At 67.3% G+C, this 14,295-nt stretch carries 12 protein-coding genes; 5 read left to right on the top strand and 7 right to left on the bottom strand.

What is annotated here, in order from left to right:
- Positions 1 to 6: 6 nt before the first annotated feature.
- A complete protein-coding gene (gene kdgD / locus A9973_RS04430) occupies positions 7 to 921 on the bottom strand; it encodes a 5-dehydro-4-deoxyglucarate dehydratase (protein WP_183012556.1) in 915 nt (304 codons plus the stop codon).
- Positions 922 to 1,179: 258 nt separating this feature from the next.
- On the opposite strand from kdgD, the gene garD reads away from it, so the two are divergent.
- Together garD and A9973_RS04420 are read left to right on the top strand one after the other, a co-directional pair.
- Entirely contained in the window at positions 1,180 to 2,754 is a 1,575-nt protein-coding gene (gene garD / locus A9973_RS04425) for a galactarate dehydratase (RefSeq protein ID WP_183012555.1), read from the top strand.
- A gap of 220 nt (positions 2,755 to 2,974) precedes the next feature.
- Positions 2,975 to 3,979 (top strand): tripartite tricarboxylate transporter substrate binding protein, encoded by a 1,005-nt coding sequence (locus tag A9973_RS04420; protein ID WP_183012554.1) that lies wholly within the window; start codon positions 2,975 to 2,977, stop codon positions 3,977 to 3,979.
- A 78-nt stretch (positions 3,980 to 4,057) separates the two neighbouring features.
- Here the strand turns inward: A9973_RS04420 and A9973_RS04415 are convergent, their stop codons facing one another.
- Positions 4,058 to 6,262 carry a metallophosphoesterase gene (locus tag A9973_RS04415; protein WP_183012553.1) on the bottom strand — a complete coding sequence of 735 codons (2,205 nt, stop codon included), beginning with the start codon at positions 6,260 to 6,262 and terminating at the stop codon, positions 4,058 to 4,060.
- A gap of 273 nt (positions 6,263 to 6,535) precedes the next feature.
- On the opposite strand from A9973_RS04415, the gene A9973_RS04410 reads away from it, so the two are divergent.
- Positions 6,536 to 6,880: a hypothetical protein gene (locus A9973_RS04410; protein ID WP_183012552.1), complete on the top strand. Its 345-nt coding sequence runs from the start codon at positions 6,536 to 6,538 to the stop codon at positions 6,878 to 6,880.
- A gap of 38 nt (positions 6,881 to 6,918) precedes the next feature.
- Entirely contained in the window at positions 6,919 to 7,845 is a 927-nt protein-coding gene (locus A9973_RS04405) for an AraC family transcriptional regulator (protein ID WP_183012551.1), read from the top strand.
- A gap of 16 nt (positions 7,846 to 7,861) precedes the next feature.
- Here the strand turns inward: A9973_RS04405 and A9973_RS04400 are convergent, their stop codons facing one another.
- The gene (locus A9973_RS04400; protein WP_183012550.1) at positions 7,862 to 8,761 is read right to left on the bottom strand and encodes an AraC family transcriptional regulator; all 900 of its coding nucleotides are present in this window, start codon (positions 8,759 to 8,761) and stop codon (positions 7,862 to 7,864) included.
- Between the two features lie 202 nt (positions 8,762 to 8,963).
- On the opposite strand from A9973_RS04400, the gene A9973_RS04395 reads away from it, so the two are divergent.
- On the top strand, positions 8,964 to 10,055 hold the full coding sequence (locus A9973_RS04395; protein ID WP_183012549.1) for a cyclic nucleotide-binding domain-containing protein: 1,092 nt from the start codon (positions 8,964 to 8,966) through the stop codon (positions 10,053 to 10,055).
- A gap of 13 nt (positions 10,056 to 10,068) precedes the next feature.
- Here the strand turns inward: A9973_RS04395 and A9973_RS04390 are convergent, their stop codons facing one another.
- The 4 genes from A9973_RS04390 to A9973_RS04375 are packed head-to-tail and all read right to left on the bottom strand — an operon-like array spanning position 10,069 to position 14,293.
- Positions 10,069 to 11,700, bottom strand: coding sequence for an MFS transporter (locus A9973_RS04390; RefSeq protein ID WP_183012548.1), 1,632 nt, complete (start codon positions 11,698 to 11,700; stop codon positions 10,069 to 10,071).
- Entirely contained in the window at positions 11,687 to 12,097 is a 411-nt protein-coding gene (locus A9973_RS04385; protein WP_220805385.1) for a DoxX family protein, read from the bottom strand. The genes A9973_RS04390 and A9973_RS04385 overlap by 14 nt, the downstream gene beginning before the upstream one ends.
- Positions 12,094 to 14,001 (bottom strand): amidohydrolase, encoded by a 1,908-nt coding sequence (locus A9973_RS04380; protein ID WP_183012547.1) that lies wholly within the window; start codon positions 13,999 to 14,001, stop codon positions 12,094 to 12,096. The genes A9973_RS04385 and A9973_RS04380 overlap by 4 nt, the downstream gene beginning before the upstream one ends.
- Positions 13,994 to 14,293 (bottom strand): XapX domain-containing protein, encoded by a 300-nt coding sequence (locus tag A9973_RS04375; protein ID WP_183012546.1) that lies wholly within the window; start codon positions 14,291 to 14,293, stop codon positions 13,994 to 13,996. The genes A9973_RS04380 and A9973_RS04375 overlap by 8 nt, the downstream gene beginning before the upstream one ends.
- Positions 14,294 to 14,295: the final 2 nt, after the last annotated feature.

Genomic DNA, 14,295 nt, shown 5'->3' with positions numbered 1-14,295 from the left:
GGCGGCTTATTGGGGCCCGAGCTTCTTGATCAAGGCGTTGAGCATTTCCTGCTCTTCGCCGGTCAGGTCGGTGAGCGGGGCGCGCACGGGGCCGGCGTCGTGGCCGACGAGCTTGGCGCCGGCCTTGACGATGCTGACGGCGTAGCCGGCCTTGCGGTTGCGGATTTCCAGGTAGGGCAGGAAGAAATCGTCAAGCAGGCGGTTGGTGGTGTCGGAGTCGCCCGCGGCGATGGCGCGGTAGAAGTCCATGGCGGTCTTGGGCACGAAGTTGAAGACGGCCGACGAATACACCGGCACGCCCAGCGCGCGGTAGGCGGCGGCATAGACCTCGGCGGTGGGCAGGCCGCCCAGGTAGGAAAAGCGATCGCCCATTTTGCGGCGGATGCGGACCATGGCTTCGATGTCGCCGATGCCGTCTTTGAAACCGACCAGGTTGGGGCAGCGTTCGGCCAACTGGGCCAGGCTGTCGGCGGACAGGCGGGACTGGGCGCGGTTGTAGACGATGACACCGATCTTGACGGACTTGCAGACCTGTTCGACGTAGGCGGCGATGCCGTCCTGCGAGGCTTCGGTCAGGTAATGGGGCAGCAGCAGGATGCCCTTGGCGCCTTGGCGTTCGGCTTCCTGGGCGTAGGCGATGGCGGTGCGGGTGGGGCCGCCGGCGCCGGCCAGGATGGGCACCTTGCCGGCGCAGGTTTGGACGGCAGTGCGCACGACGTCCGAGTACTCCTGGGGGGCCAGGGAGAAGAACTCGCCGGTGCCGCCGGCGGCGAACAGGGCGGTGGCGCCATACGGGGCCAGCCATTCCAGGCGGGCGGCGTAGGTCTTGGCGTTGAAATCGCCGTTCTGGTCAAAGTCCGTCACGGGGAAGGAGAGCAATCCTTCCGACACGATTTCCTTGAGTTCCTGCGGGGTGGTCATAGCGCGATCGTCCGGTGTGTCCGTTGCGGGCCTGCATGGGGGGCGCCGAACGGTGGGCGGGTTTAAAAGGCAAGCTTTAAAGGTAAGTCATCGTACAACATGAATTTATTCGTTTCAAGGCCTGTTTCCCTATGAGGTGACTTGTAGGCAAGGGGAAACCCGAAATTTATTTTTGATCTGGTTCAAGGATATTCTCTTAGTTGTACGATAACGTTTCGGATGCAGCCTAATGCGCATCCCCACGCAAAAGGATTCTTCATGCAGGTTGCGGCAGACCAAGCGCCCGTGCTTATCAAGATTCACCCGCAGGACAATGTGGCCATCGTCGCCAACGAAGGCGGCTTGCCCGCCGGCACCGTGCTGCCGGACGGGCTGCAATTGGTGGACACGGTGCCGCAAGGGCACAAGGTCGCGCTGGCCGACCTGGCCGAAGGCGACGCCGTCGTGCGCTACAACGTGGTGGTCGGTTTTGCGGCGAAAGCCCTGCCGCGCGGCAGCTGGATCAATGAGCGCGTGACGACCATGCCCGCGGCGCGCACCTTGCAGGATCTGCCGGTGGGCACGCGCATTGCGCCGTTGCCGCCGCTGGAAGGCTATACCTTCGAGGGCTATCGCAACGCGGACGGCACCGTGGGCACGCGCAACATCCTGGCCATCAGCACCACCGTGCAGTGCGTGCAGGGCGTGGTCGAACACGCCGTGGCGCGGATCCGGCAGGAAATGTTGCCGCGCTATCCCAACGTGGACGACGTGGTGGGCATCGAACACACCTACGGCTGCGGCGTGGCCATCGATGCGCCGGGCGCGGCGATCCCCATCCGTACCTTGCACAACATTGCGCGCAACCCCAACTTCGGCGGCACGTCGATGGTGGTCAGCCTGGGATGCGAAAAGCTGCAGCCGGAACGGCTGCTGGCGCCAGGCGCGATCCCGATCCGGGCCGGCGACGGCATGGGCGCCGACGGCGAGGGCGTGGACACCATCGTGCTGCAGGACGAAGAGAACATCGGCTTCCAGTCCATGATCGACCTGATCATGCGTACCGCGGAACGCCATCTGCAAAAGCTGAATGCGCGCCGGCGCGAGACTTGCCCGGTGTCGGACCTGACCGTCGGGGTGCAGTGCGGCGGCAGCGACGCGTTTTCCGGCGTGACCGCCAACCCGGCCGTGGGCTTTGCGACGGACTTGCTGGTGCGGGCGGGCGGCACGGTCATGTTTTCCGAGAACACCGAAGTGCGCGACGGCATCGACCAGTTGACGGCGCGCGCGGCCACGCCCGAGGTGGCGGACGCGCTGGTGCGCGAGATGGCCTGGTATGACGACTACCTGCAGCGGGGCATGGCCGACCGCAGCGCCAACACCAGCCCGGGCAACAAGAAGGGCGGCTTGTCAAACATCGTCGAAAAGGCGATGGGGTCGATCGTGAAGTCGGGCTCGTCGCCGATCCACGGCGTGCTGTCGCCCGGCAACCGCCTGACGCAAAAGGGTCTGATATTCGCGGCGACGCCCGCCAGCGATTTCATCTGCGGCACCTTGCAGCTGGCGGCGGGCATGAACCTGCATATCTTCACCACCGGCCGCGGCACGCCTTATGGGCTGGCGCAAGTGCCGGTGATCAAGGTGGCCACGCGCGACAGCCTGGCGCGCCGCTGGCATGACCTGATGGACGTGAACGCCGGACGCATCGCCACCGGCCAGGCGACGATCGAAGACGTGGGTTGGGAACTGTTCCGGCTGATGCTGGATGTGGCCAGTGGCCGCCAGCAGACCTGTGCGGAAAAACTCAAGCTGCACAACGCGCTGGCGCTGTTCAATCCCGGCCCGGTGACCTGAGCGACGCCGCGCGCTGGCCTGCGAGCACCTGACGCGACGCGTCACGCGGACAGAGTACGGCGGGTCCGTCACCGTGCTGGCGGACCGCATCATGGCCAGCAGCCATTCCCTGTACGCCCTGTATGTCGAACGCGGGGCGCCGTCTGAATGCCACGCAAGGCGGCGAGACAGCCGCCTGCGCCAGTTTTACCGACAACACATCAAACCGAGTGGAGACAGCATGGATTCAAGCAAGAGGCAGTTCCTGGGCGGCGCCGCGGCGATTTGCCTGTCGCCGTGGGTGCCCGCCTGGGCGCGACAGGCCAACGCATCGACAGCCGCCGCTGCCGCCAATTGGCCGACGCGGCCGGTGCGCATCATCGTGCCGTATCCGCCCGGTGGATCGTCGGACATCATCGCCCGCATCCTGGCGCCGCGCCTGGCCGACGCGCTGAAGCAGACCGTGGTGGTGGAGAACAAGCCCGGCGCCAACGGCAATCTGGGCGCGGGCCTGGTCGTGCAGTCGGCCGCGGAAGGCCATACCGTGCTGCTGTGTGACGTGGGCGCGCTGGCGATCAGCCCGTCGGTCTACACCAAGCTGTCGTTCGACCCGTCCAAGGACCTGCGCGCCGTCAGCATGCTGGCGTATTCGCCGCACGTGCTGGCCGTGCATCCGGACGTGCCGGCCAAGACCGTCCAGGAACTGGTGGCGTTGTCGAAGCAGCAACGCCTGAATTTCGCCGTGACGGCGATCGGCAGCGCGCCGCACCTGGCCGCGGTGGCGGTGCAGCAGGCCACCGGCGCCCAGTGGGAATACGTGCCCTACAAGGGCGGTTCGCAGGCGGTGACGGATACGATCGGCGGGCAGACGCAGGTCATCATGAACGGGCTGCTGGCCACCTTGCCGCACATCAAGGCGGGCAAGCTGCGGCCGATCGCGATTTCGAAGGGCGAACGCATGCAGCTGGTGCCGGACATCCCGACCATTTCGGAACAAGGCGTCAAGGGATTCGAATCCGGCACGTGGCAAGGCGTGATGGCGCCGGTCACGACGACGGATCCGGTGGCGGAAAAGCTGGCGATGCTGATGGCGCAGATCGTCAACCAGCCGGACGTGAAGGCGCAGTTGAACGAGCAGGGCGCCGAGATCGTGACCCGCAATCCCGCCGAGCTTGCCCAGTTCTTCAGCAGCGAGCGCGCCCGCTGGGCCAAGGTAGTGCAAAGCGCGGATATCCGGCTGGATTGATTTTCTGGTGTTCGATATGCCGCGAGGCGCCGCGACCGGAATCGCGGCGCCTCGCGGCGCTTCATGGCAGGGCCAGGATCAGAACGGCGAAACCTCTGCCGTCATGTCCGTCAACGTGTTGGTCTTCAGGTCGACGATGAAGTGGCGGGTCGGCGCGCCGGCCGCCAGTTTCAGGAGGATCGCCATCAGGGGCTTGAAGCGCGCCTGGAACACGGCCGCGGCGGTATTGTCGTTGCGCACCTGGTTGCCGTTCATCAGCAAGTTGGCGTTGGTGGATTGCAGGGCCTGGGCCAACAGCTTGTACTGGCGCGCCCGCGCGGCGGGGATATCCGCGAAGGCCAGGTCGCCGGCATTGGCCAGGCGCACGAAGTCGCCTGCCAGGTCCAGCGCTTTCCAGGCGTCGAAGTCTTCCAGGCGCATGCCGTTGGCTTGCGCCAAGGCGCGGGCACGCACTTCGGCCGCGGCGTAGTCGGTGGCGTAGGCGGGGTTGGCGGCACCCGCGCCGCCCGCTTCAGCCAGGCAGCCGAAGAACGCGGTCGAGAACAGGCCCTGCCCGCCGGTGTTGGCCAGTTCCTTCTGCGTGACGTTGGTCTGCAGTTGCGACAGCACAAGCAGGTGCGAGCCGTTCAAGGGGCTTTTCACCAGTTCGCGCATTTCGCAGCGCCAGTCATCGTTCAAGAGGCGCAGGCGCACCAGCTCGGACATATAGCGCGAACTGAAATCGGCGTAGTTGCGGGCGTCCAGGATCGAGGCGCTCCAGAGCGTGCCGCCCGGGATCTGCGCGGGGAAGTCCGTGAAGAAGGCGTGTTCGGCGCGGTAGTGCTCGAACAGTTCGTCATAGCGCGGCACCTCGTCCATGCGCACGGTTTCGACTTCGACCGTGCTGTCCGGCTTCATGCGCAGCAGTTTGTAGGCAGGCACGTAGGCCGCCATGGACGGCGCCTGGATGTTGACCAGCGCATGGTCGCCGTCGTAGTGGCGCACGCCGGTATCGTTGAAGTGCATGTGGCCGCCCACGTGGATCTGCAGGCCGGTTTCGGCCAGTGCGCGGGTCACGTCTTCGGCCGGGCGGCGCACCATCTGCATCTTGCCCGCGCCCAGCAGCGCCGTGATGTCGTCGGAGGCGTCGTTGAAGAATTCGCTCATGGGGAAATGGCTGAAGGCCACGACCTGTTTGCCCGACGCCTTGCCGCGCGCCACCACGTCTTTCAGCCAGGCGATGACATGTTGCTTGTGCGTCAGCATCTTGTTGTAGCCGGCGTCGCCGGAGCCGGCGAAGTCGTTGGCGCCCGGGCCGGTGGGCACGTAGACATTGGCGTCGATGGCGACCAGCCACACGCCTTCGACCGGTTCGACGACGTAGCTCGTGTCCGGCACCGAGCGGCACAGGGTGTAGCTGGGCTGGCGGTAGGCGCCGCCCGTGCCTTCCTTGCAGATCTCGTACTGGCGCGTGGCCCAGTTGGCCTGCGCGACGGCCTTTTCGTACGAGTAGCCGCTGTACGTGTAGTTGCTGTACGGAGTTTCGTAGTAGCGGTAGGCGGGCTTGGGCATGAAGCCGTGCTGCGCCAGCGATTCGGTGATGCCGGCGTAGCCCAGCTCCTGCACTTCTTCCGTGCAATACGTGTTGTTGACCTTGGCCCAATCGCCCCCATAGCCCGTCGAGCAATCGGCGTTGCCGCCGCGGCTGTAGATGGCCTGCTGGGCGCCCTGGCGGCCGGTGGCGGAATCAAAACCCAGGTAGTCGGATTTGCCGCCGGCGCGCGCCAGCGGCCGGTTGGGATCGTGGTTCCCGGGCGCGGCAAAGAACTCGATGCCGTAGCGGGCGTGATAGTCGTCCAGGATCTTCTGGAAGCCGCGCATGTGCACCGGCTGGCCGTCGTCCGAGAAGTCGCCGGGCAGGGCGATGAACTTCACGCCGCGCGCCACGGCGTCATCCAGTGCGGCCAGGAACGCGAAGTAGTTTTCGTTGAACAGTCGGGTGGACGTCATCTGCGCCTGCATCGTCCGGATCGTCGCATTGCGGCCCGTCTTCTGGTTCGGCACGCCCGGGAACGACCCGTCCTTGAACGTGGCGTACACGTCATGGAAATGGATGTCGGGCATGAACGCCACCTGCGTGCCGGCAGGCTGTTCCGGTTGCGTGACGGGCGGCGTGACCGGCGGCGGCGCGGGCGGCGCGGTATCGTCGTCGTCGTTGCCGCCACAGGCAGCCAGCAGGCTGATCAAGGAAAAAGCGAGGGCGCGGGCGACAGGTCTGCGCCCGAACGGGAAGGGGTTCGGCATGGGATCGAGAGAAGATGAAGGGGCTGTGGAACGGCTGTCGTTCTGTTGAATAACGACTGAATGTTGCAGCGGCGCCAGTCTAGGCAGCGCAGATGACATCCCCGTTACGCGGCGTAAATAAAATCCAAATTTGGCGCCATTGATTTCAGGTGCGGTCGCGGGAAAAGCCTTGAAGCCCGGGCGCGGGCAAGTTCGCGCGAAGGGCGTTTCCATCTTGCGACGGGGGGAGGATGGAGGCACACTCGAAGGCGTAAGGTCCCTGGAGGCATGGCGATGAAAACCCTGATCTTGGCGGCATGGATGGCGCTGGCCTGCAGCCCGGCCGTCGCGCGGGACGGCATGCCGGACGTTCCGCAACCGCCTCCATCGGCGCGCACCTTGCCCGACAATTGCGTGGGCACGTCCTGCCCTCGGACGGTTGATCCGGGCAGGGCGCCTCCCGCCTGCCTGGGCACGGCATGCGGGGGGGCGCGTTATCCCGCCCCGGGGACGCCGGGCGCGGACCGCGGCAATCCGCCGGCCTGGAGCGGCCCCAGCCAACCGAAATTGCCGCCCATGCCGTCGCGGCCGGGGCAACCCGTCGGACCGTTGACGCCGGGACCGGCGTTGCCGCGCTAAGGTTTGCGCACCGCGTGTCTACGGAAACCTATCCAACCATGCCTGCCCGCCCATCCCCGCCCGCCGATCTCGCCCCCTTGCCTGGCGCCGATGCGCTGGGCTGCGCCGCCAGCAAATTGGCATTGAGTCAGGAATATCAAGGGGCGGGCCTGACGTTCTACCGCAAGCGCACGGACAATGCACAATTCGGCCGCGTGGACATGCCGGCTTCCGACCGGGGCTTTCTGGTCGGCGTGGCGATGCGGCCGGGGCACCAGCGCCGGATTTCGCATGGCCATTGGACGTCGACTCACGACTTCGACCCGGGCGCGATCTATATCCGGGATTTTTCCGATGATTACCGCGCCGACCTGCTGGGAGGGTTCGACTTCGTGCTGGTCGAACTGTCGCGCGCCTTCATCGAACGCATCAACGACGAGAAGGGCGGACCACGCATCAGTTGCCTGACGCCGTGCGCGGGGCAGCCGGATCCGGTGTTGGCGCATCTGGCGCAGGTGCTGGCCACGGTGCTTGAACGGCCATCGGAAAGCAGCGGCCTGTTCGTCGAACACCTGGGACTGGCCATGGGCACGCACGTGCTGGCGCAGTATGGGGCCGGCGCCACTTCCGGATGGGCGGAATCGCGTGGCGGCCGCGTGCTGTCGCGCAAACTGGAAGCGCGCGCCAAGGACATGCTGCTGGCGGCGTTGCGCGAAGACGGATCCATCGCGGACATCGCGACGGAATGCGGCTTGTCTCGCAGCTATTTCATCAAGGCGTTCCGCCAGACGGTCGGCACCACGCCGCACCGCTGGCTGCTTGAGCAACGGGTGCTGAAGGCCAAGGAATATCTGCGGACGCCGGGGCGGTCGATTTCCGAGGTGGCGCAACTCTGCGGTTTCGCCGATCAGTCGCACATGACGCGGGTGTTCGCGAGCGTGGTTGGCGTGTCGCCCGGCGCGTGGCGGCGTGGCGACGGCGGCTGAGCGTCGACCCTGCGGTTCAAAGGCGGTGCTGCCGGCGCCAGGCGGCGGGCGGGGCGCCGACGGTGCTGGCAAAGACGCGGGTCAGGTGGGCCTGGTCGGAAAAACCGCAGTCGTGCGCGACCTCGGCCACGGACCGGTCGGACTTCAGGAGCATCAGCTTGGCCTGCGCCACGCGGTGTTCCAGCAGCCAGCGGTGCGGCGTGGTGCCGACCGTCTGGCGGAACGCCTTGATGAAGTAACTGCGTGACAGGCCGCAGCCCTGCGCCACATCGGTGATCGATGCGTTGGCCAGCAGGTTCGAAGCGAGCATGTCCTTGGCCAACTTTTCCTGCCATCCCGCCAGGCCGCCGCGCGTCTGGGGCGCTTCGGCCACGGCGCCGCCGTACTTCTGCGCCACGTGCACCTGCACCGCCAGCGCGATGTGGTCGATGAACAGCGGGTCGGCGCTGCCTGGCGCATCCAGCGCGGGCAGCAGCGCGCTGCCCAAGCTGGCCAGCACGGGGTCGGGTTGGCCGGGCGGGCAGGAAAGTTCCCGGATGCGGGGCAGGCCCAGGTCTTCGGACAGCCGGTCGAGCGATTCAGGCGGGACGCGGAAGTACAGGAAATCGAACGGGGTGTGGAGCTCGGCGTGATAGGGGGCGCTGGCGCGGCGGATCGTCACGGCATCCGGCGCCAACCGCATGGCATGGGGCCGGCCCCGGTCGTACACCACGCGCTGGCCGTGGGTCAGCGACACATTCAACAGGAAGTCGTCGCCATCGCCGTCGGAGCGCGCCACGCCGAAATCCGGCAGTGCATAGCCGACGCGCAGGACTTCCAGCCCGGCGCTACAGCGGGGGCTGGTCCTTATCGCCTGGATCGACGCGCCCGGATAGACGTGCCGCAGGCTGGGGCGCGGGTCAGGCCGTTCGGCCATGGGCCGGTGCCAGGGCAAGTGAGAGATCGGGGCGCATGATTCGGAAAAGGATAAACCTTGCCGATTGCATTCGTGCGGCGGGTGCGCCTTCAATAGTGCGATCATTACTCTTTCATACAATTCAGGACGCAAGTGCGCAAGACCCGGTAGATCCGACAGGGCTACGTTGCAAGTTATGCGGAGATGCCCCTTGAGTGAATACATGAATCGTCTTACTTCCGGCCAGACTTCCGCCACGCCGCCCGCCAGCGTGGCGGCCTTGCATGCCCAGGCGTTTCCGATGCTGTCATCCGCCCAGGTCGGGCAGATTGCGCCGTATGGCGACACCATCGAGGTGGCGGGGGGTAGCGTGCTGCAGAATTCCGGCGATCGCGAGGCGGCCTGCTATATCGTGCTGGAAGGCTATGTCGAGGTGCTGGAACGCGAGGCGGACGGCGCCATGCATAGCCTGCTGCGGCATCGCGACGGCGAGTTCACGGGTAGCCTGGACCTGTTCACCGACCGGCCCAATGCGGTCACGGTGCGCGCGGACTGCCGAAGCCGCCTGTTGCGGGTCAGCCGGGAGGCGCTGGGACGGCTGCTTCTGGCGGAACGGCCGCTGGCTGAGATCGTGCTGCGTGCCTTCATGCTTCGGCGGATCGGCTACGTGAGGCAGCGTCCTTACGGGGGGGCGATCCTGCGCTCCGCGGCCGGTGCGGGGCAGGCCGATCCGGTGCTTGACCTGGTGGTGGTCGGCGGCGGCACGGCAGGCCTGGCGGCGGCGGCCTACGCGGCCTCCGAGGGCTTGCATACCCTGCTGGTCGGCGGCATCCGATGCGCCGCGGACATGCCCGGGGCGGACGCCTTGCCCGGTTTCCCGGGCACGATCACGGGGCTGTGCGACGGCGGCTTGCTGCGCCGCGCCGAGGACCAGAGCCGGCGCTTCGGCTCGCATGTGCTGCCCGGCCGCATGGCGAGCGGCTTCGACGGCGCCTGCTACCCGTACCGGATAACGCTGGATGACGGGCAGGAGGTCGAGGCCCGCAGCCTGATCGTGGCGACGGGCGCGCCGCAGCCGGAAGCCAACACGGCCTGGCTGGACGGCTGCCTCGATACGGACGATCAGGGCTACATCCATACCGGCCGCGCGGCGGCGGGCTCGATGCTGGCACGGGCCTTCGAAACATCGCAGCCGGGCGTGTTCGCCGCGGGTGCGGTGCGCGCCGGATCCGCCAAACATGTGCTGGCCAGCATCGCCGAAGGCGCCGCCGCGGTGCGGGTGGTGCACCGCTTCCTGGACGCCTCGGCGCACTGAGGCCGAGGCGCCGTCAGGTGGCCGGCCCCGGCTTGGCCTGACGCATGTCCAGCGCCAGGAAGTGATGCACCACGGGCTTTTCCGGGCCGATGTGAAAGCGCTGCGCTTCGCCCTGCAGATCGGCGTCGGCCTGCGAGACGCGCTGGTGCTGGCGCAAGTGTTCCGCCCAGGATTCCACCAGGAACCATTCCTGCACCCGTTCCGGGTCGCTGGTGTGTTCGGCGATGCCCCAGGCATAGGCCCCATCGCGGCGCCGCTCCTCCGCGACCGCCTTGAGCGCTTGCAGGAAAGCGGGCCGGTCCTGGACCCGGATGCGGTATTCGATCTGGACCATGACGGGGCCACGGTCATGCTCGACCGGCGCATCCAGCAGCGGTTCCGGCCAATGGTTGGAAGGATCCAGATTGGCCTCGCCCTGGGGCAGGCGCATGCGGTGCAGCACCAGGCCGGCGACGAGCAGGCCGGCGGCGCCGGCCAGCAAGGTCGCGGGCACGCCGATCTCTTGCGCCAACAACCCCCAGCCCAGGCTGCCGGCGGCCATCGCGCCGTTAAAGACCATCAGGTAGATCGCCAGGCCGCGCCCGCGCACCCAATTGGGCAGAATGGCTTGCGCGACCCCGTTGAAGGTCGTCAGCGCGACGATCCAGCCCATGCCCAACAGCAGCAGAAGCAGCACCGCCGCCCATTGCGGCGGCGCGAAGGACAGCGCCGCCATCACGACGGCCGCGGCGGCGGCCGCCGCCAGCACCAGGCCGTCGGTGTTCAGGCGTTGGCGCAGTTTGGGCAGGATCACCGCTCCCAGGATCGCCCCGACGCCCACGGCGCCCAGCAAGATGCCGTAGAAGCCCGCGCTGCCGCCCAGCATGCGCCGGGCCACCAGCGGCAGCAGCGCCCAGACGGCACTGGCGAAGATGAAGAACACCGCGGCGCGCAGCAGCACCACGTGTAGTTCGCGGCTGGCGCGGGCGAAGCGCACGCCGGCCCGGAAGGCACCGAAGAATTGTTCGGACAGGCCGTCGTCCACTTTCTTGGGCCGCTTCCACCAGAGCAGCGCGCCGATCACGAACACGTAGCTGATTACGTCCGCGCCGTAGGCCGCCGCCGCGCCGAACGCCGCCAGCAGCAGGCCGCCCACGGCAGGGCCCAAGGCGCGGGCGATGTTGATGCCCAGCGAGTTCAGGCCGACAGCCGTCTTCAGTTCCGCTTTGGGCACGAGTTCGGGCACGATGGCCTGCCAGGTCGGCCCCATCAGCGCGGTGCCCACGCCGCCCAGGAAGGTCAGTGCGATCAGGGTTTCCACGGTCAGCGTGTTTGTTTTGGCCATCATCAGCAGCGTGAAGCTGACGCCGGCCAGCAACACCTGGATGATGATGAGGAAGCGGCGCCGGTCCAGGATGTCGGACAGCACGCCCGCCGGAATCGCCAGCAGGAAGACGGGGAGCGTCGCGGCGGTCTGCATCATCGCGACCGCCGCGGGGTTGGACGACAAATCGGTGACGAGCCAGGCGCTGGCGACATCGCGCATGAAGCTGCCGATATTGCCGAGGATGGTGGCGCCCCACAGCACGGCGAACAGCGTGTGCTTGAGCGGGGCCATGCCGCCGACGGCGGCAGGCGGGGGGGGAGTGCGGTCAATGCCGTTCATGCGTGCGCTCCGACAGGTCATGCCAAGCGACCAGGACCCATGCCCCGGCCAATCCGAAGTGCTCGTAGAAGGCGTTCATGGTCATGAAACGCGCGTCGGCGGGCGCTTCCCAGTACCGGTTGGCCATCAGCGCCGCAGCAGCGGTGAAACCCGCCAGCGCCAGGGCGCCCAGCCAGCGCAGCCGGCCGGTCAGGACCAGCGCGCTGGCGCCCAGTTCCAGCAGAATAACGGCAGCGGCCGCGAGCGGGGCGGGGTGCAGGCCGAAATGCACCATTTCGGCCTGGGCGCCGTCGAAGTCCAGCAGTTTGACCAGTCCGCCTTGCAGATAGGCGCCGCACAGCGCCAGCAGGGCCAGCCAGCGGACGGCGGGCGAGGTGATTGCCGCGCGCATCGTCATACGGCCCAGCACGCGCAACCCAGCGCGCCCCAAAAGCCCTTCAGGTCGGAAACCGGCAGCTTGCTGGCCCAGGCGCCCGCGTGCCGGTGACCGTGAACGTTGCAATCGTTCGCGCATCCGCAGGCGGCGGCTGCTTCGCGCAGCGTGGCCTGCAGCGGCTTGCCCTCGGCATCGCCCCAGGCGCCGTAGCCGCCGAACAGCCGCGTGGGCGACCAGTCCGGCATTGCGGGCGGCGGGGCGGCCTCGTCATGGGCGGCGAACTCGCCCGCACCCCACACGATCTTGCCGCCCACGACCGTCAGCAGGCTGGTGGTGTCGGCGATATCGGATTCCGGGCAGGCGAAGAAGTCGCGGTCGGGCACGACCAAGTCGGCCAATTGCCCGGGGGCGATGCGGCCTTTCTTGCCTTGCTCGTTCGAGAACCACGTGACGTTTTCGGTCCACATGCGCAGCGCGGCGTCGCGGTCCAGGCAGTTGCGTTGGGGCGTCAACCGCAGGCCGCCGACGGTCTTGCCCGTGATCAGCCACGCCAGCGATACCCAGGGGTTGTAGGACGCCACCCGCGTGGCGTCGGTGCCCGCCGACACGTTGACGCCGTGCTCCAGCATGCGCTTGACCGGCGGCGTGGCTTCGGCCGCGCCCGCCCCATAGCGCTCGACGAAGTATTCGCCCTGGTACGCCATGCGGTGCTGCACGGCCACGCCGCCGCCCAGCGCGGCGATGCGGTCGATGGAGCGTTCAGAGATCGTTTCGGCGTGGTCGAAGAACCAGTTCAGCCCGGCCAGCGGCACGTCCCGGTTGACGCGTTCGAAGACGTCGAGCGCGCGCGAGATCGTTTCATCGTAGGTGGCGTGCAAGCGCCAGGGCCAGCGGTTCTGCGCCAGGATGCGCACGACTTCTTCAAGTTCGCCCTCCATCTCGGGGCCCATTTCAGGGCGCGGCTGGCGGAAGTCCTCGAAGTCGGCCGCGGAGAACACCAGCATTTCGCCGGCCCCGTTGTGCCGGAAGTAGTCCGTGCCCTGCTTGTACTGCGACGTGGCGGTCCAGTTCAGGAAGTCTTCCTTTTCCTGCTTGGGCTTTTGCGTGAACAGGTTGTAGGCCAGGCGGATCGTCAATTGGCCGGCGTCGGCCAGTTGTTCGATGACCTGATAGTCCTCCGGATAGTTCTGGAAGCCGCCCCCGGCGTCGATGGCGCCCGTGACGCCCAGCCGGTTCAAGTCGCGCATGAAATGGCGCGTGGAATTCAGCTGGTAGTCGAACGGCAGCTTGGGGCCCTTGGCCAACGTGGCATACAGGATCGACGCGTTGGGTTTGGCCAGCAGCAGTCCCGTGGGGTTGCCGGCCGCGTCGCGCACGATTTCGCCGCCGGCGGGCGCGGGCGTGGTCCTGTCGTAGCCCACGGCGCGCAGGGCGGCGGCGTTCAGCAGGGCGCGGTCGTACAGGTGCAGGATGAACACGGGCGTATCAGGCGCCGCGGCGTTCAGCTCTTCGATGGTGGGCAAGCGCTTTTCGGCGAATTGGTGCTCGGTGAACCCGCCCACCACGCGCACCCACTGCGGGGCGGGAGTGATGGTGACTTGCCGGCGCAGCATGGCCATGGCGTCGGCCAGGCTCGCGACGCCGTCCCAGCGCAGTTCCATGTTGTAGTTCAGCCCGCCGCGGATGATGTGCAGGTGGTTGTCGATCAGGCCCGGCAGCACGCCGCGCCCGTTCAGGTTGATGACCTTCGTGCCGGGACCCGCCAGCGGCAGGATATCGGCCGCGGCGCCCACGCGCGTGAAGCGGCCGTCCTGGATGGCGATCGCGTCGGCCGTGGGGTTGGCGGGGTCCAGCGTGGTGAAGCGGCCTTGATGCAGGATCAGGTCGGGCGCGCAGTGGCGCGCGGTGTCGGGGGTGTCAGCCATTGCGCTTGTCTCCACATGCGTCCGGGGTTGGTGGGGCAGGGTTGGCGGGCGGCTTGGGGCAACTGGGCAGCTCGCCGAACATGTGCGGTTTGACCTGCTGATGCAGCCACGACGTGCGGGTGGCCTCGTCGGAAAGCAGGCGTTTGACCAGCGGGGGAATCTGTTCGCCCGCCAGGATGCCAAGCAGGCCTACCAGGGCGATCACGGGAGGCGCCGGCGAGCGCACGTTGAAGAGCGCGTAGATGATCCCGACCAGCAGGCCGAGCCCCAATGAGACCAGGTAGACCTTCATCA

It is taken from the genome of Achromobacter sp. UMC46 (assembly GCF_014170335.1).
Taxonomy (GTDB): domain Bacteria; phylum Pseudomonadota; class Gammaproteobacteria; order Burkholderiales; family Burkholderiaceae_B; genus Achromobacter.
Note: the sequence above shows the minus strand (reverse complement) of the source record. Positions and strands in the feature narration are given on the sequence as shown.